The organism is Aurantiacibacter sp. MUD61, from assembly GCF_027912455.1.
In the GTDB taxonomy this organism is placed as follows: domain Bacteria; phylum Pseudomonadota; class Alphaproteobacteria; order Sphingomonadales; family Sphingomonadaceae; genus Alteraurantiacibacter.
Window position 1 is genome coordinate 267,242 of sequence record NZ_CP115446.1, and the last position, 21,230, is coordinate 288,471.

The 21,230-nt window shown below is 61.3% G+C and carries 19 protein-coding genes; 13 read left to right on the top strand and 6 right to left on the bottom strand.

The genetic code is table 11. The features are described from left to right. Entirely contained in the window at window positions 1-1,926 is a 1,926-nt protein-coding gene (gene acs, locus O2N64_RS01290) for an acetate--CoA ligase (RefSeq protein ID WP_271078495.1), read from the bottom strand. Window positions 1,927-2,070: 144 nt separating this feature from the next. On the opposite strand from acs, the gene O2N64_RS01295 reads away from it, so the two are divergent. Further along, the gene (locus O2N64_RS01295; RefSeq protein ID WP_271078496.1) at window positions 2,071-3,462 is read left to right on the top strand and encodes a DcaP family trimeric outer membrane transporter; all 1,392 of its coding nucleotides are present in this window, start codon (window positions 2,071-2,073) and stop codon (window positions 3,460-3,462) included. 77 nt (window positions 3,463-3,539) lie between these two features. Here O2N64_RS01295 and O2N64_RS01300 read toward each other — a convergent pair whose 3' ends face one another. Continuing rightward, window positions 3,540-4,208: an OmpW/AlkL family protein gene (locus O2N64_RS01300; RefSeq protein WP_271078497.1), complete on the bottom strand. Its 669-nt coding sequence runs from the start codon at window positions 4,206-4,208 to the stop codon at window positions 3,540-3,542. Window positions 4,209-4,351: 143 nt separating this feature from the next. Here O2N64_RS01300 and O2N64_RS01305 point away from each other — a divergent pair, with 143 nt between their 5' ends. The 11 genes from O2N64_RS01305 to hemN all read left to right on the top strand — a co-directional run bounded on the left by O2N64_RS01305 (window position 4,352) and on the right by hemN (window position 14,480). Then, window positions 4,352-5,053, top strand: a complete 702-nt coding sequence (locus O2N64_RS01305; protein WP_271078498.1) for a Crp/Fnr family transcriptional regulator — start codon at window positions 4,352-4,354, stop codon at window positions 5,051-5,053. Between the two features lie 85 nt (window positions 5,054-5,138). Then, window positions 5,139-6,815, top strand: a complete 1,677-nt coding sequence (ccoN, locus tag O2N64_RS01310; RefSeq protein WP_271078499.1) for a cytochrome-c oxidase, cbb3-type subunit I — start codon at window positions 5,139-5,141, stop codon at window positions 6,813-6,815. A gap of 12 nt (window positions 6,816-6,827) precedes the next feature. Beyond that, entirely contained in the window at window positions 6,828-7,580 is a 753-nt protein-coding gene (ccoO, locus tag O2N64_RS01315) for a cytochrome-c oxidase, cbb3-type subunit II (RefSeq protein ID WP_271078500.1), read from the top strand. Further along, on the top strand, window positions 7,577-7,744 hold the full coding sequence (locus O2N64_RS01320) for a cbb3-type cytochrome c oxidase subunit 3 (protein ID WP_271078501.1): 168 nt from the start codon (window positions 7,577-7,579) through the stop codon (window positions 7,742-7,744). The genes ccoO and O2N64_RS01320 overlap by 4 nt, the downstream gene beginning before the upstream one ends. Continuing rightward, the gene (gene ccoP, locus O2N64_RS01325; protein WP_271079690.1) at window positions 7,731-8,675 is read left to right on the top strand and encodes a cytochrome-c oxidase, cbb3-type subunit III; all 945 of its coding nucleotides are present in this window, start codon (window positions 7,731-7,733) and stop codon (window positions 8,673-8,675) included. The genes O2N64_RS01320 and ccoP overlap by 14 nt, the downstream gene beginning before the upstream one ends. A 73-nt stretch (window positions 8,676-8,748) precedes the next feature. Beyond that, window positions 8,749-10,209, top strand: a complete 1,461-nt coding sequence (gene ccoG, locus O2N64_RS01330; RefSeq protein WP_271079691.1) for a cytochrome c oxidase accessory protein CcoG — start codon at window positions 8,749-8,751, stop codon at window positions 10,207-10,209. Further along, the gene (locus O2N64_RS01335) at window positions 10,209-10,652 is read left to right on the top strand and encodes a FixH family protein (RefSeq protein WP_271078502.1); all 444 of its coding nucleotides are present in this window, start codon (window positions 10,209-10,211) and stop codon (window positions 10,650-10,652) included. Before ccoG ends, O2N64_RS01335 begins: the two co-directional genes overlap by 1 nt. After that, the gene (locus tag O2N64_RS01340; protein WP_271078503.1) at window positions 10,649-12,772 is read left to right on the top strand and encodes a heavy metal translocating P-type ATPase; all 2,124 of its coding nucleotides are present in this window, start codon (window positions 10,649-10,651) and stop codon (window positions 12,770-12,772) included. The genes O2N64_RS01335 and O2N64_RS01340 overlap by 4 nt, the downstream gene beginning before the upstream one ends. Next, window positions 12,769-12,921, top strand: coding sequence for a cbb3-type cytochrome oxidase assembly protein CcoS (gene ccoS / locus O2N64_RS01345; RefSeq protein ID WP_271078504.1), 153 nt, complete (start codon window positions 12,769-12,771; stop codon window positions 12,919-12,921). Before O2N64_RS01340 ends, ccoS begins: the two co-directional genes overlap by 4 nt. After that, window positions 12,918-13,142, top strand: coding sequence for a hypothetical protein (locus O2N64_RS01350; RefSeq protein ID WP_271078505.1), 225 nt, complete (start codon window positions 12,918-12,920; stop codon window positions 13,140-13,142). The genes ccoS and O2N64_RS01350 overlap by 4 nt, the downstream gene beginning before the upstream one ends. A 24-nt stretch (window positions 13,143-13,166) precedes the next feature. Beyond that, the gene (hemN, locus tag O2N64_RS01355; RefSeq protein WP_271079692.1) at window positions 13,167-14,480 is read left to right on the top strand and encodes an oxygen-independent coproporphyrinogen III oxidase; all 1,314 of its coding nucleotides are present in this window, start codon (window positions 13,167-13,169) and stop codon (window positions 14,478-14,480) included. A 24-nt stretch (window positions 14,481-14,504) separates the two neighbouring features. Here hemN and O2N64_RS01360 read toward each other — a convergent pair whose 3' ends face one another. The 4 genes from O2N64_RS01360 to O2N64_RS01375 all read right to left on the bottom strand — a co-directional run bounded on the left by O2N64_RS01360 (window position 14,505) and on the right by O2N64_RS01375 (window position 20,482). Beyond that, entirely contained in the window at window positions 14,505-15,884 is a 1,380-nt protein-coding gene (locus tag O2N64_RS01360; protein WP_271078506.1) for an L-serine ammonia-lyase, read from the bottom strand. A 94-nt stretch (window positions 15,885-15,978) separates the two neighbouring features. Next, window positions 15,979-17,256, bottom strand: coding sequence for a spinster family MFS transporter (locus tag O2N64_RS01365; RefSeq protein ID WP_271078507.1), 1,278 nt, complete (start codon window positions 17,254-17,256; stop codon window positions 15,979-15,981). Continuing rightward, complete coding sequence (locus O2N64_RS01370; RefSeq protein ID WP_271078508.1) at window positions 17,253-18,113, bottom strand: alpha/beta fold hydrolase; 861 nt, start codon at window positions 18,111-18,113, stop codon at window positions 17,253-17,255. Before O2N64_RS01370 ends, O2N64_RS01365 begins: the two co-directional genes overlap by 4 nt. 26 nt (window positions 18,114-18,139) lie before the next feature. After that, the gene (locus O2N64_RS01375; protein WP_442866737.1) at window positions 18,140-20,482 is read right to left on the bottom strand and encodes a TonB-dependent receptor; all 2,343 of its coding nucleotides are present in this window, start codon (window positions 20,480-20,482) and stop codon (window positions 18,140-18,142) included. Window positions 20,483-20,582: 100 nt separating this feature from the next. Between O2N64_RS01375 and O2N64_RS01380 the strand changes: the two genes are divergently transcribed. After that, entirely contained in the window at window positions 20,583-21,203 is a 621-nt protein-coding gene (locus tag O2N64_RS01380; protein WP_271078510.1) for a TetR/AcrR family transcriptional regulator, read from the top strand. Window positions 21,204-21,230: the final 27 nt, after the last annotated feature.

Sequence of the window (21,230 nt, forward strand, 5' to 3'; positions counted from 1 at the left end):
TCAGCGGTTCTGCCGCCCCTCGATCAGCCTGTCCACCAGCGACGGATCGGCAAGCGTGGAGGTATCCCCCAGCGAGCCGTAATCGTTCTCTGCGATCTTGCGAAGGATGCGCCGCATGATCTTGCCCGAACGTGTCTTGGGCAGGCCGTCGGTGAAGTGCAGGTGATCGGGTGTTGCGATCGGGCCGATTTCCTTGCGCACATGGGCACGGAGCTCGGAATAGAGCTCGTCCGTTTCGTCCACGCCTTCCATCGTCGTCACATAGCAATAGATGCCCTGCCCTTTGATATCGTGCGGATATCCGACGACTGCGGCCTCTGCGACGGCGGGATGCAGCACGAGCGCGCTTTCCACTTCTGCAGTGCCCATGCGGTGGCCGGACACATTGATCACATCGTCAACGCGGCCGGTGATCCAGTAGAAGCCGTCTTCGTCCAGTCTGCACCCGTCCCCGGTGAAATACTTGCCTTTGAACGTGCTGAAATAGGCTTCGATAAAGCGATCATGGTCGCCATAGACGGTGCGCGTCTGACCCGGCCAGCTGGCGGTGATGCAGAGATTGCCCTCGTTAGCCCCTTCAAGCACCTGCCCTTCATTGTCGACCAATTGCAGCTGCACCCCGAAAAAAGGCTTTCCGGCACTGCCCGGCTTCATATCGCTGGCATAGGGGAGCGTTGTGATCATGTGGCCGCCCGTTTCGGTCTGCCACCATGTGTCAACGATAGGGCAACGACCTTCGCCCACGACTTCATGATACCAGCGCCATGCTTCGGGATTGATCGGCTCACCCACGGTACCGAGGATGCGGATCGAAGACCTGTCGTGCTTCGTCACATGATCGTCGCCTTCGCGCATCAGCGCGCGGATGGCAGTTGGCGCCGTGTAAAAGATATTGACCTTATGCTTGGCGATCACTTCCCAGAAGCGGCCGTGATCGGGGTAGTTCGGAACGCCTTCGAAGATCACGCTGGTGCCGCCATTGATGAGCGGACCATAGGTCACATAACTGTGGCCTGTGACCCAGCCGATATCGGCGCTGCACCAGAAGACTTCCCCGGGCTGGTAATCGAAAGTGTAGTGGAACGTCGTCGCCACCCACACCGCATAGCCGCCGGTGGTGTGCAGCACGCCTTTGGGCTTCCCGGTCGAGCCGCTGGTGTAGAGGATGAACAGCGGATCTTCCGCGTTCATCTCCACGCAGGGGCAATCATCATCGCTGGCGACATCGGAATACCAATGATCGCGGCCCTCCTTCATCTCGATAGCGCCGCCCGTATGCTTGATGACCAGCACGCCCGAGACATCGACACCGTCGAATTCCAGCGCTGCGTCGACATTGGCCTTCAGCGGCACGCGCTTGGTGCCACGCAATCCCTCATCCGCCGTGATGACGAAGCGGCTTTCACATGCCTCGATCCGGCCCGCGAGCGCTTCGGGGGAGAAGCCGCCGAAAACAACCGAATGAATCGCGCCGAGCCGGGCGCAGGCCAACATGGCCACAGCGCCTTCGACGATCATCGGCATATAAAGCGTGACGCGGTCACCCTTCGATACGCCCATGGCTTTCAGCGCATTCGCCATCCGGGCGACTTCGCCATGCAATTCGCGATAGGTCAGGCTGCGGCCCGGAGTTGCGGGATCGTCCGGCTCGAAAATGAAAGCCGTCTGGTCGCCGCGCGTTTCGAGGTGACGGTCCACCGCATTGTAGCAAAGGTTGAGGGAGCCATCGGCATACCAGCTGATTTCGGCAGGATCGAAAGACCACTCGCCCGCCTTGGTCGGTTTGGTCATCCAGTCCAGCCGCTCGGCCTGCTCGAGCCAGAAGCCATCCGGATCTTGGATAGAGCGCTGGTAATGCGCGTCATATTCTTCCGGGGTGCAGTGGGCGCTCGCCGGTGGCGATGGATGCTGGACGATAGTGCTCATTGTGGAGACCTCCCATTTTTACGCGAGCCTAACCCATCGCGGGTCTGCGGCTGACTCAGACATAGGTCGTAATACGTTAGGCTAATTGTGCCCACCCCATGATCGGCGCGACAAGCTCTTCCGATAAAAGACCGGGAGGGTTTCATGCAGACATTCAACTTTCGCAAAGGCTTTTGCGCCGCTCTGGTCGGCGCATCATGCCTGATGCCAGCGACCGCGCTGGCGCAGGAGGCGAGCATCGAAGACCGGCTGGACCGGCTCGAGGCATTGGTGGCCGGGCTCGTCGAGCGGCTGGACGCGCAGCAGGACATCGACGCGCAGCAGCAGGCCGACATCGCCGCGACTGCCGATCTGGTGATGGCAGAAACGACCCAGATGCGCGGCGAACAGGCAGAACTTGCCGCGCAGGTCGAGACGGTCAGCGAAGAGCAGGACCGCGATGGGTTCGGCATCGGCAACACGCGCTTCACATTGGGCGGTTACGTGAAAATGGACGCGCTATCGCTGCGTACCAGCGGCGGCCAATTGCCCGATGGCGCCATCACTCGCGACTTCCTCATCCCCGGAGCCATCCCTGTAGGCGGCGAGGCATCGAGCTGGGATACCGATTTCAACGCGCGCCAGACCCGGGTGACCTTCGGCACCTCGACCGATGTGGGCACCGGCACGCCGCTGCGCTCGCATATCGAAGTCGATTTCATGGTGACGCCGGGCGGCGATGAGCGGATTTCCAACAGCTACGAACCGCGCCTGCGGCAGGCCTATCTCACCTATGGCGACTGGCTGCTGGGCCAGACATGGTCGACTTTCCAGAATGTCGGCGCCTTACCTGAATCGATGGATTTCATCGGCACGACACCCGGGACCGTCTTTGATCGCCAGCCGATGGTCCGGTATACCAACGGCGGCCTACAGATCGCTGTCGAGCAACCTGAAACGGTCGTCACGACGCCGACCGGCGGCAGGTTGCTGGCTGGCGATGACACCATGCCCGATGTGGTGGTCCGCTATAATTACACTGGCGATGGCGTTTCGCTGACCGCTGCGGGTATCGTCCGCAGCCTCAATATTGCCGATGACGATTTTGGCATGGGCGATGATTCAGCTTTTGGCTACGGGCTCAGCCTGTCAGGCCGCATCGGCATTGGCGAGCGGGACGATATCCGTTTCATGGGTACAGTCGGCGATGGCCTTGGCCGCTATATCGGCCTAAATATTGTGAACGATGCAGCACTCGATCTCGATGGTAATCTCGATCCGATCTTCACCTATTCGGGCTTTGCCGCTTTCCGCCATTTCTGGGCTGACGATTTGCGATCCACAATCGCAGGATCGTACTTCCGGGCTGACAACCCAGTGATGCTGACCGGCAATCAGGTGACCGACGAAAGCTGGAACGCCTTCGTCAACCTCGTCTACTCGCCGGTCTCCCGCCTCGATGTCGGGATCGAATATATGTATGCCGAGCGCCAGCTCGAAGATGGCCGCTCGGGCAATCTGCAAAAAATCCAGCTCTCGACCCGCTACGCGTTCTAGTCTCCCCGGACACCTCGCAAAAAGGAAGGGCCCGAACCAGAGCGGTTCGGGCCCTTTCTTGGTCGATCAGGAGGAGGTCAGAAGCGGAAGGAGACGCCCGCGCTGATTACCCAGGGGTCGAGTTCGTGTTCGGTCTCGATGGCCAGCGTATCGCCGACATACCAGCGCGCCGTCGTGTCTACGAAATAGCGCTTGGCATCCACCGTAATCCCGAAGCCATTGTCTCCAATCGGAATGTCGGCACCTGCCTGCAGGACAAAGCCCACTTCATCGGAAAGCGTGGTTTCCGTCACGCCGAGCGGGATCGTAGCCGCGCCGGGTTCCACATCGATCCACCAGAAATATGTCGCGCCAGCGCCGACATAGGGTTCCACATCGCCAAGATCGAAATGGTATTTGGCTGTGAAAGTCGCGGGGATCAGCGTGCCATTGGATACTAGCTCGGCACCGGGCAGGCCCGAAACGGCATCGACATCATGCCGCGTTAGGCAGCAGATCGTCTCGATCGATAAATTGTCTGACACGAAATACTCGGCGGCCAGCGTCGGCACGAAGGCATCGCTCGCTTCGGTCTGGGTATCGGCGGGCAGCCCGACGATATCGGTGTTCACGCTGGTGATGGCACCATCGGGAAGCACGCCCGTGCCGAGCAATTTGATCTGAAAATCACCCTGGGCATCCTGCGCCTGTGCGGGGCAGGCCAGAACTGCCAGGGCAGCAAAGGCGGCGGTTGTCAGCAGTTTCATCGATCATTCCTTTTGCCCCGCAGTGGCCACCCGATGTGGCCCAGGTAGTTGCGAGGGCGTGATGATGCTCTGGCGCGAGGAGGCGCAGCGATCCTTGATGCAGATCAATGTCAGCTGCGAATGTTCATGCGACTTCGCCGCCCATGATCGAGGCCACTGAACCCTTCGCTATTTTCGCAAAAGCCATCCTGCCACCGGACCTGCCGGACGCGCTGTTCATGCATTTTGGCGCCATTGCCGAGCAGTGCGAGCTCGACGCACATCAAGCGCTTGCGCACAGTGACGATGCAGAAAAGCTGGTCTTTATCGCGCAAGGAAGTGCCAAACTGGTCGCGAAGGGAGCGGGCGAGCGCGAACAGATCATCGGCTTCCATTTTGCAGGCGATTTCCTGCGCCTGCCATGCCCATGCGAGCACTCTTACTCGCTGGTCGCCCTGGAAGATGCACAGCTGCTGGTCTTCTCAGCCAGCCAATTCGTCGAGCTGGCGCGTGGGGAGCCCGGGATCCTCCAGCATCTCCTCGATCAAAGCGCCACGATGCTCGATCGCAGCAGGGAAAAATCCATCGTCCTTGGCCGCAAGAACGCCTGCGAACGCATGGCCAGCTTCCTGCTTTCCATGGCGCGCCGCATTGGTGAGAAGCAGGCAGAGACCATCCGCCTCACCCTGCCCATGTCGCGGCGGGAAATCGGCGACAGCCTTGGCCTCACCATCGAAACCGTCAGCCGCCAGCTCACCCTGCTGCGCGATGCGCAGATCATCGAAACGCATGGCCGGCACGAGGTCATCCTCCGTCACCCGGAAGAACTCCAGAAACGATCCGGATGGCTGACGAGAGCCAACTGACAATTCCCAGCCAAATTTGCGCCAGATCAAAGAATCGCATCACGGCGCTTTCTATTCACTCCCCTGACAACGGACGGAGATTCCAATGCAAGCCGAAGCCGCACTGAGCCGGACGATCCTGTGGGGATTGCTGGCATTCATGGCACTGGCAGTGGTGATAGCCGCTGCTGATGCCGGTTTTGCCGCCCATGCAGCCATCGTGGGGCTCGTCTGCCTCCTCCTGATGGTCATGAGTGCGGCGAAGTTCGATCCGACAAGCCGCCTCAATTCCTTCTTCAAAGTGCCGCAGAGCACCTCGCAATATGATGACGATCCCATTCGCTGGGGCGTGATAGCGACGATGTTCTGGGGTCTGGCGGGGCTGAGTGCCGGCCTGTTCATCGCGCTTCAGCTGACCTGGCCGCAATTGAATCTTGAGCCCTATCTGAACTTCGGTCGCCTGCGCCCGCTGCACACCAGCGCGGTGATTTTTGCGTTTGGCGGCAACGCGCTGATCGCTACCAGCTATTACGTCGTGCAGCGCACCTGCCGCACGCAGCTGGCTTTTCCCAGCCTCGCTCGCTTCGTGTTCTGGGGATACCAGCTGTTCATCGTGCTGGCGGCAACCGGCTATCTGCTCGGCGTCACCCAATCGAAGGAATATGCAGAGCCTGAATGGTATGTCGACCTGTGGCTTACCATTGTCTGGGTTTGCTATTTGATCGTTTTCGTCGGCACGCTCGCCAAGCGTAAAGAGCCGCATATCTACGTCGCCAACTGGTTCTACCTCGCCTTCATCGTCACCGTCGCGATGCTGCATGTGGTGAACAACCTTTCGCTACCCGTCAGCCTGCTCGGCGCGAAAAGCTACAGCCTTTATGCAGGGGTGCAGGATGCACTGGTGCAATGGTGGTATGGCCACAATGCGGTGGGCTTCTTCCTCACCGCCGGCTTCCTCGCCATGATGTATTACTTCGTGCCCAAGCAGGCCGAACGACCGATCTACAGCTATCGCTTGTCGATCATCCATTTCTGGTCGCTGATCTTCCTCTACATTTGGGCGGGGCCCCACCACCTTCACTACACCGCGCTGCCCGACTGGGCGCAAACGCTGGGCATGGTCTTTTCGATCATGCTGTGGATGCCGAGCTGGGGCGGCATGATCAACGGCCTGATGACGCTGAACGGCGCGTGGGACAAGATCCGCACCGATCCGATCATCCGCATGATGGTGATGGCGCTCGCCTTCTACGGCATGAGCACGTTCGAAGGCCCGATGCTGTCGATCCGCGCGGTGAATGGCCTGTCGCATTACACCGACTGGACCATCGGCCACGTGCATTCTGGCGCGCTGGGATGGAACGGCATGATCACATTCGCCTGCGTGTACTTCCTCGTCCCGCGCCTCTGGAAAAAAGAGCGCATGTACTCGCTGCGGATGATCAACTGGCACTTCTGGCTCGCGACGCTCGGCATCGTATTCTACGCCGCCAGCATGTGGGTCGCGGGGATTCAGCAGGGCCTGATGTGGCGCGAATATGGCGCTGACGGATACCTTGTCTGGTCCTTTGCAGACACCGTCGCCGCGATGTTCCCGATGTATGTGCTGCGCGCCTTTGGCGGCCTGCTCTACGTCAGCGGGGCGATCCTGATGAGCTACAACATCTGGATGACGCTGGCCGGCAAGCAGCGCGAAGAAAAGGCCATGATCGAGGCGGCTTACGATCCTGAAAAGGACCGCCCGATCACCGATCCCGAACCCACCGCCGTTCCGGCTGAATAAGGGCCCAATGCCATGAGCATGACCGAACGTCACAAGACACTTGAACGCAACATCACGCTGCTGGCGATCTGCACTTTCATTGCAGTGTCGATCGGCGGGCTGGTGCAGATAACGCCGCTTTTCTACCTCGACAACACGATTGAGGAAGTGGACGGCATGCGGCCCTACACTCCGCTGGAACTGGCCGGGCGCGACATCTACATCCGCGAAGGCTGCTATGTCTGCCACAGCCAGATGATCCGCCCGTTCCGGGACGAGGTGGAGCGCTACGGCCATTATAGCCTCGCTGCCGAAAGCATGTATGACCGGCCTTTCCAATGGGGTTCGAAGCGCACGGGTCCTGATCTGGCGCGCGTGGGCGGTCGCTATTCGGATGAATGGCATGTCCAGCACCTGATCAACCCCCAGGCTGTGGTGCCCGAAAGCATCATGCCGTCCTACAGCTTCCTTGCCGAGACGACTCTCGACGCGGGCGATCCGGCGGCGAACCTGGCCACCCTGCAAACGCTGGGCGTGCCCTACAGCGATGAAGACATCACCCAGGCCATGGCCGACCTGATCCTTCAGGGCAGCGCTTTCCCGGGCGCAGGCCAGGCCGAGTTCAACGAGCGCTATCCCAATGCGCAGGCACGCGATTTCGATGGCGATCCCGATCGCCTGACAGAGATGGATGCTCTGATCGCCTACCTGCAGATGCTCGGCACGCTGGTCGATGTCGATAGCGCCGCCGCGCAGCAGGAATTGTCAGAGGAGCTTGGTCGATGAGCTTCTACGAAACCCTGCGGCACTTCGCCGACAGCTATGCCCTTATCGTGATGTTCGGCCTGTTCGCCGTGCTTTGCCTCTACCCGTTCCGCCCCGGCGCCGGGGACCGCAACCATCACGCCGCAAATTCGATCTTCAAAGGAGCCGATGATGGCGACCAATAAGCGTATCGACGAGCCCACCGGCACGGAAACCGTCGGCCATGAGTGGGACGGGATCGAAGAACTCAATACGCCGCTGCCGCGCTGGTGGCTGTGGACCTTCTACCTCACCATCGTGTTCGCGGTGGTCTATGTGGTCCTCTATCCGGCATGGCCGCTGATTGACCGGGCGACGACCGGTATTCTCGGCTGGTCCAGCCGCGGCGCGTTGCAGGAAGAGCTGGTCAATGAAGATCAGGCGCGCCAGGCCTTCCGTGCTGAGCTGGCCGAAGTCGAAGTCGCCGATCTGCGCAATGATGAAGAGCTGTTCCGCCGTGCTGTTGCGGGCGGGGAAGCAGCGTTCAAAGTGCATTGTACCCAGTGCCACGGCTCGCAAGGCGCAGGGTCGCAGACGCTTGGCTACCCCAATCTCAATGATGATGCGTGGTTGTGGGGCGGCACGCTGGAAGAAATCCATTACACGATTGAAAACGGCATCCGCCAGCCGGAAGACAATGCGCGCCGCCAGAGTGCCATGCCTGCATTCGAGGGTATTCTGGATGCCGGTCAGGTGGCCGCTGTCACCCAGCATGTCCGCTCGCTGGGCGATCTTGCCGAACCCAATGCCAATGGTGCGGCGCTGTATCAGCAGAATTGCGCCGTCTGTCATGGCGAGAATGGCGATGGCAACCGCCAGCTCGGTGCTCCGCGCCTGAATGACGCGGTGTGGCTCCGCGGCAGCAGCGCGGCGGAAATTACGCGGCAAATCCTGCAGCCGCGCATGGGTGCGATGCCGGCTTGGGGCGAGCGCCTAGGCCCCGCAACGACCAAAATGCTGACGGCCTATGTCTATTCGTTGGGAGGCGGTGAAGAAGCTGCCCCTGAGGTTGCTGAAACCGCGCCGGACGAAGCGGCAGAAGGCGCGGCTCCCGAAAGCGAGAACAGTGCCGGATAACACCGAACCGCGCCCCGCCGGAAAAGACGACACTGCGCTGTCGAGCGCCGATGCGCGTCCTGAGGCGACGACGATGCGGCACACCACCGGCGAGCCCGATTTCCAGCGCGAGCCGGAAAGCTATTACGAGGCGCGCAAGGCGGTCCACAACAAGCGGATCGATGGCAATTTCCGGCGCTTCAAATGGGCGGTGATGATCGTCACCCTGGCGATCTATTACATCACCCCGTGGATCCGCTGGGACCGCGGCGAATATGCGCCCGATCAGGCGGTGCTGGTCGATCTGGCGGGCCGCCGCTTTTACATGTTCGATATCGAGATCTGGCCGCACGAATTCTATTTCGTTGCGGGCTTGCTGATCATGGCGGGCATCGGCCTGTTCGTGGTTACCAGCGCCGTCGGGCGGGCATGGTGCGGCTACGCCTGCCCGCAGACCGTTTGGACCGACCTGTTCCAGCACATCGACCGGCTGGTGGACGGGGACCGCAACGCGCGCATGCGGCTGGACCGGGCACCGTGGACCTGGGGCAAGGTCGCACGCCGGGGTTTCAAATGGACGGTCTACCTTCTTATCGGCCTTGTAACAGGCGGCGCCTGGATCCTCTATTTCGCGGACGCGCCGACGCTGTTTGCCGAATTCTTCAGCGGAGACGCTGCCCCCGTCGCCTACATCACCGTGGCGATCCTCACCCTTACCACCGTCACACTGGGCGGCTTCATGCGCGAGCAGGTGTGCATCTACATGTGCCCCTGGCCCCGTATCCAGACCGCGATGATGGATGAGCACTCGCTGATGGTCACCTACAAGGACTGGCGCGGTGAAAAGCGCGGCAGCTTGAAGAAGGCGAGGAAGGAGCCGGGGAAATACGGCGACTGTATCGATTGCACCGAGTGCGTGCAGGTGTGCCCCACGGGCATCGACATTCGCGAGGGTCCGCAAATCGGCTGTATCACTTGCGCCCTGTGCATCGATGCCTGCGACCGGGTGATGGCCGATATCGGTCGCCCGCGCGGCCTGATCGATTACGCCACGCTGGAGGATTGCGAGCGCGAAGCGAAAGGCGAACCTGCGCGCTCGCCCTGGAAAGCCGTATTCCGCCCGCGCACCATGATTTATTTCGGTATCTGGGCGGCGATCGGCCTGGCGCTGCTTTTCGCACTCGGCACGCGCACCCGCACCGATCTGTCCGTCGCGGCAGACCGCAATCCGCCCTTCATGCTGATGAGCGATGGCGCGGTGCGCAATTCGTTCACGCTGAAGCTGCGCAATATGGAAAGCCGCCCGCGCGAAATGGAAATCGCGATAGAAGGCCTACCCGGCGCAGTGCTGTGGACCGACACGATCGACCGTTCGCAAGCCGCCGCCAGCCAGCGCGTCACCGTAAATGCAGACCAAGTGCGAGAAGTGCGCGCCTATGTCGCCGCACCGCGCGGCACGCAGCAACAGGAATTCGTATTCAGCCTGACCGCTTTGGACGAGAAGGCCGAGAGCGATCTGGTCGAAACCCGTTTTGATACTCCGGAGGACAATTGATGGCACAGCAATTTACCGGCAGGAAAATGACGGCAGTGATGGTCGGCGGCTTTGCCGTGATCATCGCCGTCAACCTCACCATGGCGACCTTTGCCACGCGTGGTTTTAGCGGGACTGTGGTCGATAATTCCTATGTTGCCAGCCAGAACTTCAACAACTGGCTCGATGCCGCGGCGGCGCAGGAGGCGCTGGGCTGGGAAGCGCAGGCGAGCCGCAGGGATGGCGCACTGCTGGTTCAGACGAGTGGCGTTCCGGAAGACGCAATCGTCACTGCGCAGGCGCGCCGTCCGCTCGGTGAGCCTGACATTCGCAGTTTCAGCTTCAACGCTGGGCCCGACGGCGCTTTCGTATCGAGCGAGGCCTTGCCCGAAGGCCGTTGGATTATTCGACTCACCATCACCGCCGGCGCAGATAGCTGGGTGGCGGAGCAGCAGATATCGTGACCGCGCCCGCGCGCCTTGATCCTGCCAGTGCAGAAGCCCTGGTCGACACGCGTTTCACCGTGCCCGGCATTCGCTGTGCCGGCTGCATCGCGAAGATTGAGCGGGAGCTTCCCAAGCTGGACGGGATTGCTTCCGCGCGGGTGAATTTCTCTGCCAAGCGCGTCGCCATTCGTCATGCAGAAAGCATGCCGCACGATGCGCTGACCAATGCTCTGGAGCAACTCGGCTTCGAAGCGCAGGAACTGGACGACAATCCGCTGGGCAGCGAGGATGCAGAGGCGAAACGGCTTCAGCGCGCACTCGCGGTGGCGGGCTTTGGCATGATGAATGTCATGCTGCTGTCGGTCAGCGTCTGGTCAGGCGCCGGCGGCGTGACGCGCGATCTGTTCCACTGGCTCTCCGGCGTGATCGCCCTGCCGGTAATAGCCTATGCGGGACAACCGTTCTTCCGATCGGCATGGATGGCGCTGAAATACCGGCGAACCAATATGGACGTTCCGATTTCGATCGGCGTCCTGCTCGCCACAGCCTTGAGCATGTATGAGACGGTTGCAGGCGGCGGCCACGCCTATTTCGAAAGCGCCGTCATGCTTCTGTTTTTCCTGCTGGCGGGCCGCGCGCTCGATGCCGCAATGCGAACGCGCACGCGCGCAGGGATCGGCGCGCTGCTTTCGCGGATGGGTCGGAGCGCCATGGTGATCGCCGCTGACGGCAGCTTCAAGACGGTAGCTTCGCAAGAGCTCAAACCGGGCATGACGATGGCTGTCGCCGCAGGCGAAGCGCTCGCTGCGGATGGCGTGGTTGAACAAGGGGCAAGCGCGGTCGATAACGCCATGCTCACTGGCGAAAGCACGCCAGAGCGAGTGGCTGCCGACAGCCCGGTCTATGCAGGCGCTGTGAATTTGTCGGCGCCGCTCAGGGTGCGAGTGACCGCAGCTGCTTCCAACACGCTTCTGGCAGAAATCGCGCGGCTGATGGACGAAGCTGGGCAGTCCCGCAGCCGCTATGTCCGCATCGCCGATCGCGCCTCTCGTCTCTATGCGCCAGCCGTCCATACGCTTGCGCTGCTCGCTTTCGTGGGATGGATGCTAGCAGGCGCAGGCTGGCATCAATCGCTCGTCATCGCCATCGCGGTGCTGATTATCACCTGCCCCTGCGCAATGGGCCTTGCGGTGCCCGCCGCGCAAGTTGTGACTTCGGGCGCTCTGCTGAAGCGTGGGCTTCTGGTGAAAGACGGCAGCGCGCTTGAGCGTCTGGCCGAAGTGGACATCGCCCTGTTCGACAAGACCGGCACGCTCACCCTCGGCACGCCGCGCGCTGATATTTCCGGGCTTGATCCGGAGGCACGGGCTGTCGCACTCGCCCTTTCCCAGGCAAGCAACCACCCGCTCAGCAAGGCGCTGGCGTCGAGCCTGCGTGAAGCCGGAGTAGAAGCGGCGGAGGTCACAGACATCAGCGAACAGGGCGGCGAAGGTCTGTTTGGCACATGGCGCGGGATCGAAGTCGCATTGGAGCGGCCCGATTGCGCGCAAGCCGGTCTCTCCAGCCAGTTGCGGATCGGCATGGACACCAGCCTGATCGATTTCCACGATCCGCTGCGCGCCGATGCCAAGCAGGCGATCGACGCCCTTTCTGAGATGGGTATCGAAAGTCGCATCCTGTCAGGTGACCGGAGCGCCTCTGTCAGCACGATTGCCCGCAAGCTCGGACTGCATGCGAGAGCCGGTGCGAGTCCGCAGGACAAGCTCGCCACGCTCGAGCATTTGCGCGAGCAGAGTCGCAACCCTTTGATGATCGGAGACGGGATTAATGATGGCCCCGCCCTTGCCGCTGCCCATGCCTCGATCGCTCCCGGCAGTGCCAGCGATGTCAGCCAGCAGGCCGCCGATGCCGTCTTTACCGGACGTGCGCTGATGCCCGTCGCCACCGCGATCCGCGCCGCCCGCGCCTGCATGCGCGTCGTGCGCCAGAACTTCGGCTTTGCCATTATTTATAACGTCTTCGCGGTGCCTTTGGCGCTGTTTGGCATGGTGACGCCCCTGATTGCCGCCATCGCCATGTCGGCAAGTTCGATCGTCGTCGTGGCGAACTCCTTGCGCCTGGCGAGAGTCGCGCGATGAGCGGCCTGCTGATCCTTATTCCCGTGGCGCTGGGACTGGGCCTGCTCGGTCTCGTCACCTTCTTCTGGGCTATGCGTCAGGGGCAATTCGAAGACTTAGACGGGGCTGCCCAGCGCGTCCTGATCGATGATGAAGAACCCGAAGAATGAACGGCGCGGCAATCGCCCTCGTCGCCATCGCGCCAATCGCGCTTGGGTCTCTGCCTCAAACGGCGCCCGTGCTGGTCACCACCCTGTGCGCCAATGGCGGCACCACAACGATCGAGATCCCGCTCACCCCGCGTGAACCTTCGCTGCCAGACCCCTGCAAGGCGCAGGCATGCCACGCCGCCAGTCGCGAAAAGAATTTGATCCAGCGCAAGGACGTCTGAACGCGCGGGCTGCATATGGCTCGCATGTGGCCATATCACCCAGACCTGCTCGCGACGCCCGTTCCGCGTTATACCAGCTACCCCACCGCCGCTGAGTTCGGCGATGTAACGGCTGCGGATTATCGGGCTGCGTTGGAGAATGCGCATGGCGCAATCTCGCTCTATCTGCACATCCCGTTTTGCGAGAAGATCTGCTTTTACTGCGGATGCAATACGGGCAAATCCAATCGGCAGCAGCGGCTGCAATCCTATCTGGAGGCACTGCAACGCGAGATCGAGCTGGTCGCGTCGCTGCTACCGAAAACGGCGTTCGTCACGCGCATCAGCTTTGGTGGCGGCAGTCCCAATGCCATTTCTCCGATCGAGATGCTTCGGCTGGTCGACGCGCTGACGGTAAATTTCCAGCTCGACAATCCGGTATTCTCGACGGAACTCGATCCGCGCACGATGAGCGCCGCTTGGGCTGAAGCCATCCGGGCCATAGGGTTCGAACGGGCAAGCCTTGGTGTCCAGACCTTTGCTCCGCATTGTCAGAAAGCCATTGGGCGCGAGCAGAGCGAGGAACTGATCGTCCAGACCGTGGACTGGCTGCGCGATGCAGGTGTTTCGTCGCTCAATTTCGATCTGATGTACGGCCTGCCCGGCCAGACCCGCGACGATTTACAGGACAGCCTGCATCGCACGCGCGTGCTTGGCGCCGATCGCATCGCCCTGTTCGGTTATGCCCATGTCCCGCATCTCATCCCGCGCCAGCGCATAATCGATGCGAGCAACTTGCCCGATCAGGCGGAGCGCTTTGCCATGGCAGAGCTTGGCCATACCTATCTGAGCACGCATGGTTATGTCCCTGTCGGCTTCGATCATTTCGCAAGGCCAGGCGGCGATCCGCTGGCGCGGGCAGCGCTGGACGGAACCTTGCGACGCAATTTTCAGGGGTACACCGATGATCAGGCAGAGGTGCTGATTGGCCTTGGCGCCTCGGCCATTTCCAGCTTTCCGCAGCTGCTGGCGCAGAACGAAAAGAATTCCGGCCGCTATCGCATGAGCCTTTCACAAAGCCGGCTGGCAACGACCAAGGGCATCGCGCGTTCGCCGGAAGACCGCTTGCGCGGTCGGCTGATCGAACAGCTCCTTTGCCAGGGTCATGCGAAAGCCCCCGCTGCGCTCTTGCAGGAGCAGGAAACGACCTTGCGCCCGTTTCTCGACCGTGGTCTCGCCGTGCTCGAAGCCGATCACCTCTCGATCACTCCCGATGGCCTCCCCTATTCGCGCACCATCGCCGCGCTGTTCGATCCTTACCGGAGCACATCGCAGCGGCGCTTCAGCTCGGCAGTCTGAACGCACGCCAGGCGCGGGCGGCGGTCAGCATTCGATGACGTTGACCGCAAGCCCGCCTTGGCTGGTTTCCTTGTACTTGCTCGACATGTCGAGGCCGGTCTGGCGCATCGTTTCGATGACCTGATCGAGCGATACGCACGGCTGGTCCGAAGCGACCAGTGCGAGGCGCGCGGCGTTAACGGCTTTCACCGCACCCACGGCATTGCGCTCAATACAGGGAATCTGCACCAGCCCGCCAACGGGGTCGCAGGTGAGGCCAAGATTGTGCTCCATGCCTATTTCCGCCGCATGTTCGATCTGAGCGGGCGTGCCGCCCCAGATCGCAGCGAGCCCTGCAGCGGCCATGGAGCAAGCGACACCGACTTCGCCCTGGCAGCCCATTTCCGCGCCCGAAATCGATGCGCGTTGTTTGTAAAGAATGCCAATGCCAGCGGCGGTCACGAGGAAACGGCGGCTCGCCTCGCGGTCGCTGCAACCGGTGGTCTCGCAATAGTGTTTGAGCACTGCGGGGATGATGCCTGCCGCGCCATTGGTGGGCGCTGTCACAACCCGGCCACCGACAGCGTTTTCCTCGTTCACCGCCATGGCATAGACGTTGAGCCAGTCGAAAATCCGCTCGCTTTCATTGGCGCCGGGTGTGGCTTCCAATCGCTCGAACAATTGTGGGGCGCGGCGTTTGACGTTGAGGCCGCCGGGCAGCTGTCCCGGCGTGGTCAGCCCCCGCTCGATACAGGCGCGCATGACATCCCAGATATGATCGATCCCGGCGAGCGTCTTCTCACGCGGGCGCATGCAGTCTTCGTTTGCGAGCACGAGCTCTTCGATTGAGAGGTCATTGCTTTCGCATAGCGCCAGCAATTCCTTGGCAGAGCCGAAGGCGTAGACCGGTTTCGGTCCGACGGAGATCAGATCGTCTTCAGCCGGATTGCGCAATTGCCTCTCGCTAGCGATGAAGCCACCGCCCACCGAGTAATAGGTCGCTTCCAACAGCACTTCACCTGCGCCATCCAGCAGCGTGATATGCATCTCGTTGGGGTGGATTTCGGGGATGATGTCGGAGCGCAGGTCGATGTCTGCGGCGGGGTCGAAAGCGATCTCATGCGCGCCACCGAGCGTCAGGCGTTTCGTTTCGCGGACATCGCGAACGGCTCTGTCCGCTTCATCCGGAGCGACCTTGTCTGGCTCGTAACCAGCAAGGCCGAGGATGCAGGCCTTGTCGACACCGTGCCCGACCCCTGTGAGAGCGAGCGAGCCATGCAGGCTAATATGGGCGCGGCGAACCGCATCGAAACAGCCCGCAGCTTTCGCATCCTCGATGACGCGGAGGCCCACGCGCATCGGCCCCACCGTATGTGAGCTCGACGGGCCAAGCCCGACCTTGAAGATATCCAGAACCGAAAGCATCGCTTCACACGGCCAATTGACGAGAAATCATGGCGCGCAGACCTAAGCCAGCCGCACCCGCTTGCCAACCAAATTAGTTACGCGTGAAACTTAGCTATTCGGCGACCCAGTCTTTACGCAGTGCCGGTCCGGCAAGCGCCATGAGCAGGGCTGCCCCCGCATAAAGCACGAGCGAATAGAGCATCGAATAGCGCAGAGCCTCGTCCCCATAAGTCGGGGTCAGGAAGTCGGAGACAGCGCCCAGTGCATAAATCCCGCCGCCTAGACCGATCAGATTGTTGATCAACAGGAACAGCGCCGACGCCGTCGAGCGTGCAGCTGGCACAACAAGATGCTGGATTGCCGAGAGAACCGGACCGAGCCAGATATAGGCCAGCGCCTGTGGCAACAGGAATAGCACGAAGGCCAGTTTCCAGTCGGCGCTCGTAATTCCGGCAGCGAACAGCGGCGCGCCGAGGAAGAATGCGACGCCCGGCACCCAGGAGTAGAACGCCCGGTCGCGCCCGCCCAGCCGGTCCGCCAGAAAGCCACCTGCGAGCACACCAATCACGCCGCCGATCAGCAGGATGGCTCCGAAGAATTGCGAGGCCCCGACCAGGTCAAATCCGAAGCTGCGGATCAGCAGGCTCGGCAGCCAGAAGGCGATGCCATAACCGAGCATGGACGACATCGCCGCGCCGAAGGAGAGGAACCAGAAGCTCTTCTTGCGTGCGAGCACGCCTGCCGTTTCCTTCAACGCTGGCATGGGCGCGATATCGTTCGAATTTTCCGCGCTAACCTTGGGTTTCTGCTTGTCGCGCACCAGCCATTTGAAGATCGGAACAATCGCAACGCCCAGCAGGCCAACCGTGAAGAAGGCCGTGCGCCAGTCGACGGTCGACGCGATATAACCGCCGAGCAACACGCCGAGGCCGGAGCCAATGGGTATGCCGAGTGAGTAAACCGACAGCGCCCTCGCCCGCTGTTCGCTGGGAAAATAGTCGCCAATAAGTGCGTAAGATGGCGCGACGCCGCCCGCCTCGCCGATGCCGACACCAAGCCGCGCGAGGAAGATGTGCCAGAAATTCTGTGCCAATCCGCAAAGCGCGGTGAATCCGCTCCAAGCGGCGAGTGAGACGGCGATGACCCAGCTGCGGCTGGTGCGATCGGCAAGCGCAGCCAGCGGCACGGCCATGGTCGAATAGAGCAGCGCAAAGGCGAAACCGCCGAGGAGGCCCATCTGGCCATCGTCCAGCTGCAGGTCCGCCTGAATAGGCGCGGCGAGGATCGACAGGATCTGCCGGTCCACGAAATTGAAAATATAGACCACCAACAGCATCGCCAGCACGGTATTGCGATTGGGATCTGGCCTTACAGAGGCTTCCGCGCTCATGGCAGATGCTCGCCGAGAAACGCTGTAATCGCGGAGACCGCTTCGGGCTCATCAAGCAGAGGTGCATGGCCGCGCGAGGGAATTTCGGCACTAGAAAACGGGCCGCCATGCCGCTCTTCCATCAACGCGAGCGTCTCACGCGTTAGCAAATCCGACAGCGCGCCGCGGATTACGAGAACCGGTGTCTCATCAAGCATCTGCCAGAGCGGCCAAAGGTCAGGCTGCGGCGTGTCGCCCAAATTTGAAAAGCTGCTCGCAATAGCTGTGTCATAGGCGAATGCAATCCGGCCATCGGGTAGTTCACGACACGTGCGCCTCGCCCATTTCTGCCAGTCATCGCCTGTGAAATCCGGGAAGGCATCGCCATTGGTTTTGGCGCAAGCGGCCGCGGCCTCGTCCCAGTCCGCGAAAGTCGTATCATTCCCGACATAACCCGCAATCCGCTCCAGCCCTGGCAAGGACAATTCCGGCCCCACATCGTTGAAGACGATCGCCGGAAACGCGCCGGGCTGCATCGCATTCATCGTCATGGCGATCAGGCCGCCCATTGACGTGCCGATGACGCCGGGGGAGGCGATATCCAGCGATCCCAGAAGCGCGAACATATCCTGCGCATAGATGTCCGGCCGGTAATTAGACGGGTCCGGATCATAGTCGGACAAGCCGCGCCCCCGCTGATCGGGGACGATCAGACGGTATTCGGGCGCAAGATGCTCTGCCAATGGCCCGAAGTCGCCGCTATTGCGCGTCAGCCCATGCATCAGCAGCAGCGGCTTGCCCTGCCCGCCATAGTCGCGTGCGAACAGGCTGAGCTGCCCGCACGCGCTCTGGTATCGGTGTTCGCGATAATCGCGCATTGTTCCGGCCTGACCCTCAGGAGGGATCAGAATTCGATCGTCGCCGTCACATAGACCTGGCGCGGGTTGCCGTAGAATGCCGTCAGCGTGCCTTCGGTGCCGAGGTTCGGCGTAGGCTCACCATCGGTCAGGATCGGCGCACCCGTGGTCGGGTTGATGGCGATAAACGTATAACCCGATGTGCGATATTCGTGATCGGTCAGATTGCGTCCGTAAAGGCCGATGCTGAAGCCGCGATCATCATTGTAGACGATGCTGGCATCCCACAGCGCATAGCCACCCTGATCAAGAAACGGGTTGGCGATTTCGAACTGCGTCGTCGCGCTACGGAAGGACACTGTGTTGCCGAGATAGAGATCGCCATTGCCGACGGGCGTGGTGTAACCCAGCGTCGCACTCCCGCTCCATTCGGGCGTGTTCTGCACTTCGCGGAAGTCGGACACATCGGTGGGTACGCCGCCGATATTGGTGATGTACTCGGTGTATTCGGCATCAATCCAGCCGAGCGAGCCGATAAAGCGAAGCTCGTCGCCCGAGCCCAGCAGGTCTTCCGCAAGGCGGGCGTTCGTTTCGAATTCGACGCCCATGAACTCGGCCGAGCCAGCATTGGAAACCACCCCGCAGAAGGTCTGGATGCCGCCGACATTACAGGCGACCGAGCCGGGTATCTGGACATCGGTGTAATCGGCGTAGAAACCGGCGAGAGCGACATAGACCGCATCGCCAAACAGATTGCCCTTGTAGCCGATCTCGTAGCTATCGACCGATTCAGGAGCGAAGCTGAGGAAGTCGGCGACTTCGGCATCGGTCGGTGCGCCGGGCGTTGCCGCCGGAGCATTCACACCCACACCGCGCGGGTCGAAACCGCCGCCTTTGAAGCCCTGCGAATAGCTGGCGTAGATCGTGTGATCGGGAGTCGGCTGGAAGCTGAGCGACGCGCGCGGCGTGAATTTGTTGAAATTCTCGCTGCCCTGGAAATTTGTGCTCGGCGCGCCAAAGGCAATGCCTGCGCCGCCGAAAACCGGCGAACCGCCACCCAAATAGTTCTGACGAAGGATATCGGCAGAACGTTCATCCCAAGTATAGCGCCCGCCGAGCGACAGGCTCAGCTGTTCCGTAATGTCGTAGGTAAAATCGCCGAAGATCGCGAAGGTCTCCGTATCGACATCAGCCTGCGTGAAGGCGGTAAAGCCAGCGAAGGTGGTGAACAGGCGTACGTCGAATGCGGTATCGGCGCTCGCGTCGAGGTAATACCCGCCGAGCAGGCCGGTGAAAGGCCCGCCATCGTCCCAGATCAGCTGGATTTCCTGGCTGACCTGTTCATTCGAATAGAAAGCGGGCACGTCCAGATCAACCGCCGGAAGAGCATCGAAGTCGATCGGCGATGCGCTGTCATCGGTGCGGTATGCGGTGATCGAGCGGATCGTCAGCGCGTCCGACACGTCGAACCGCAGATTGGCTGCAAGGCCGTACGCCTCGACATCCTGCGCCGGATCGACAAGCCCACCGCGCGTATCGAAGACATTGTCGAGGATAGGCGCACCCGACGCGACGCCTTCGATCAGGCGATAGCCACCGCGCGCATTGCTGCGATCATGCGTATAGTCACCGGAGAAGCGCAGCAGGTATGGCGCGCCATTGCCGCCCACTTCCAGCGTGCCGCGCATGGCCCAGATATCTTTGTTGTAATTGTCCTCGCCCGTGGTCAGGTTTTCACCGAAACCACCACGCGACAAGCGAGCAACAGAAGCGCCCACGCGCACTTCATCGGTGATCGGCGTGGAGGCTGTGATTACACCCTCGGCGCGGTCGTAAGATCCGAACGTGCCGCGCAGACGCAGCGACGTTTCGTCCGGCAATTCGCGGGTCACATATTTCACCGCGCCGCCGATTGTGTTGCGACCATAGAGCGTGCCTTGCGGTCCACGCAGCACTTCGATCCGCTCCACATCATAGATGTCGAGCACGGCAGCCTGCGGGCGGTTCAGGTAAACATCGTCCAGGTAGATGCCGACGCCTTGTTCGAAGCCCGAAACCGGATCCTGCTGGCCGATGCCGCGGATGAATGCCGACAGGGTGGAGTTGGTGCCGCGCGATTCCTCGAGCGTGGTGTTCGGCGTGATCTGCGCGATATCGGTGATGTCGACCGTGCCGCGGCGCTGCAATTCCTCTTCGCCAAAGCTGCTGACAGCCACGGGAACATCGATCAGCCTTTCTTCGCGGCGGCGCGCGGTGACGAAAATCGTGCCGGGCTCGGCTTCTTCCGCCTCTTCATCCGACGGATCGGCCTGCTGCGCATGCGCAGGAATAGCCATGGCGCTGACGGCCAAAATGGAGGCAGCACAAAAAAGGTTGCGAGCGTTTGTCATGTTTTTCTCTCCCAAGAATTGTTGCCCGTATATTGAGAGTTGAACCACCTTTCAACTTTTTTCTTTGCCCCGTCCCCAATTTGCGGTTAGCGAGATGTCCATGGCTTTGACGCAACCAGCTTCGCCCGCAGCGCAGGACAAGACACCGCGCACCGAAAGAGGGCGCAAGACGCTGCGCAAATTGCTCGATGCGGCGGCCAAGGAATTCGGTGAGAAGGGATTTCACGAAGCGTCGATCAGCGGCATTACTCGCCGCGCCGGAACCGCTTTGGGCAGCTTTTACACCTATTTCGAAAGCAAGGATGCGATCTTTCGCGCGCTCGTGAACGACATGAGCGCACAGGTCGCCAGCCACGCACGTGAAGGTGTGGAAGGAAAAACCGATCCCTTCGAAGTGGAACAGGCAGCCCTACAGGCGTTCCTTGAATTCGCGAGCGATAACAAGGAAATATACCGCATCATCGACGAGGCCGAATTTGTCGATCCCAAGAGCTTCCGCCAGCACTACGAAACGACGGCCGCGCGCATTCTCGAACGGCTGAAAAGCGGCGAGGCCGAAGGCGTGTTCCGGGAAGGCATGGAGGAAGCCCACGCATGGGCCCTCATGGGAATGAACGTGTTCCTGGGCTTGCGCTATTCGGTCTGGGCCGAGAACAGCGACACCGAACGCGTCGCGAGCCTCGCGAATGCGATGCTGCGTAGCGGCATCGGCCGCGACTGACCCGATATCAGCTCTCCGGCACGCGGA

Excerpts from the sequence above, each read along its gene's own strand:
- acs (WP_271078495.1), bottom strand. The coding sequence starts at position 1,926 with ATGAGCACTATCGTCCAGCATCCATCGCCACCGGCGAGCGCCCACTGC.
- O2N64_RS01295 (WP_271078496.1), top strand. The coding sequence starts at position 2,071 with ATGCAGACATTCAACTTTCGCAAAGGCTTTTGCGCCGCTCTGGTCGGC.
- O2N64_RS01300 (WP_271078497.1), bottom strand. The coding sequence starts at position 4,208 with ATGAAACTGCTGACAACCGCCGCCTTTGCTGCCCTGGCAGTTCTGGCC.
- O2N64_RS01305 (WP_271078498.1), top strand. The coding sequence starts at position 4,352 with ATGATCGAGGCCACTGAACCCTTCGCTATTTTCGCAAAAGCCATCCTG.
- ccoN (WP_271078499.1), top strand. The coding sequence starts at position 5,139 with ATGCAAGCCGAAGCCGCACTGAGCCGGACGATCCTGTGGGGATTGCTG.
- ccoO (WP_271078500.1), top strand. The coding sequence starts at position 6,828 with ATGAGCATGACCGAACGTCACAAGACACTTGAACGCAACATCACGCTG.
- O2N64_RS01320 (WP_271078501.1), top strand. The coding sequence starts at position 7,577 with ATGAGCTTCTACGAAACCCTGCGGCACTTCGCCGACAGCTATGCCCTT.
- ccoP (WP_271079690.1), top strand. The coding sequence starts at position 7,731 with ATGGCGACCAATAAGCGTATCGACGAGCCCACCGGCACGGAAACCGTC.
- ccoG (WP_271079691.1), top strand. The coding sequence starts at position 8,749 with ATGCGGCACACCACCGGCGAGCCCGATTTCCAGCGCGAGCCGGAAAGC.
- O2N64_RS01335 (WP_271078502.1), top strand. The coding sequence starts at position 10,209 with ATGGCACAGCAATTTACCGGCAGGAAAATGACGGCAGTGATGGTCGGC.
- ccoS (WP_271078504.1), top strand. The coding sequence starts at position 12,769 with ATGAGCGGCCTGCTGATCCTTATTCCCGTGGCGCTGGGACTGGGCCTG.
- O2N64_RS01350 (WP_271078505.1), top strand. The coding sequence starts at position 12,918 with ATGAACGGCGCGGCAATCGCCCTCGTCGCCATCGCGCCAATCGCGCTT.
- hemN (WP_271079692.1), top strand. The coding sequence starts at position 13,167 with ATGTGGCCATATCACCCAGACCTGCTCGCGACGCCCGTTCCGCGTTAT.
- O2N64_RS01360 (WP_271078506.1), bottom strand. The coding sequence starts at position 15,884 with ATGCTTTCGGTTCTGGATATCTTCAAGGTCGGGCTTGGCCCGTCGAGC.
- O2N64_RS01365 (WP_271078507.1), bottom strand. The coding sequence starts at position 17,256 with ATGAGCGCGGAAGCCTCTGTAAGGCCAGATCCCAATCGCAATACCGTG.
- O2N64_RS01370 (WP_271078508.1), bottom strand. The coding sequence starts at position 18,113 with ATGCGCGATTATCGCGAACACCGATACCAGAGCGCGTGCGGGCAGCTC.
- O2N64_RS01375 (WP_442866737.1), bottom strand. The coding sequence starts at position 20,482 with ATGACAAACGCTCGCAACCTTTTTTGTGCTGCCTCCATTTTGGCCGTC.
- O2N64_RS01380 (WP_271078510.1), top strand. The coding sequence starts at position 20,583 with ATGGCTTTGACGCAACCAGCTTCGCCCGCAGCGCAGGACAAGACACCG.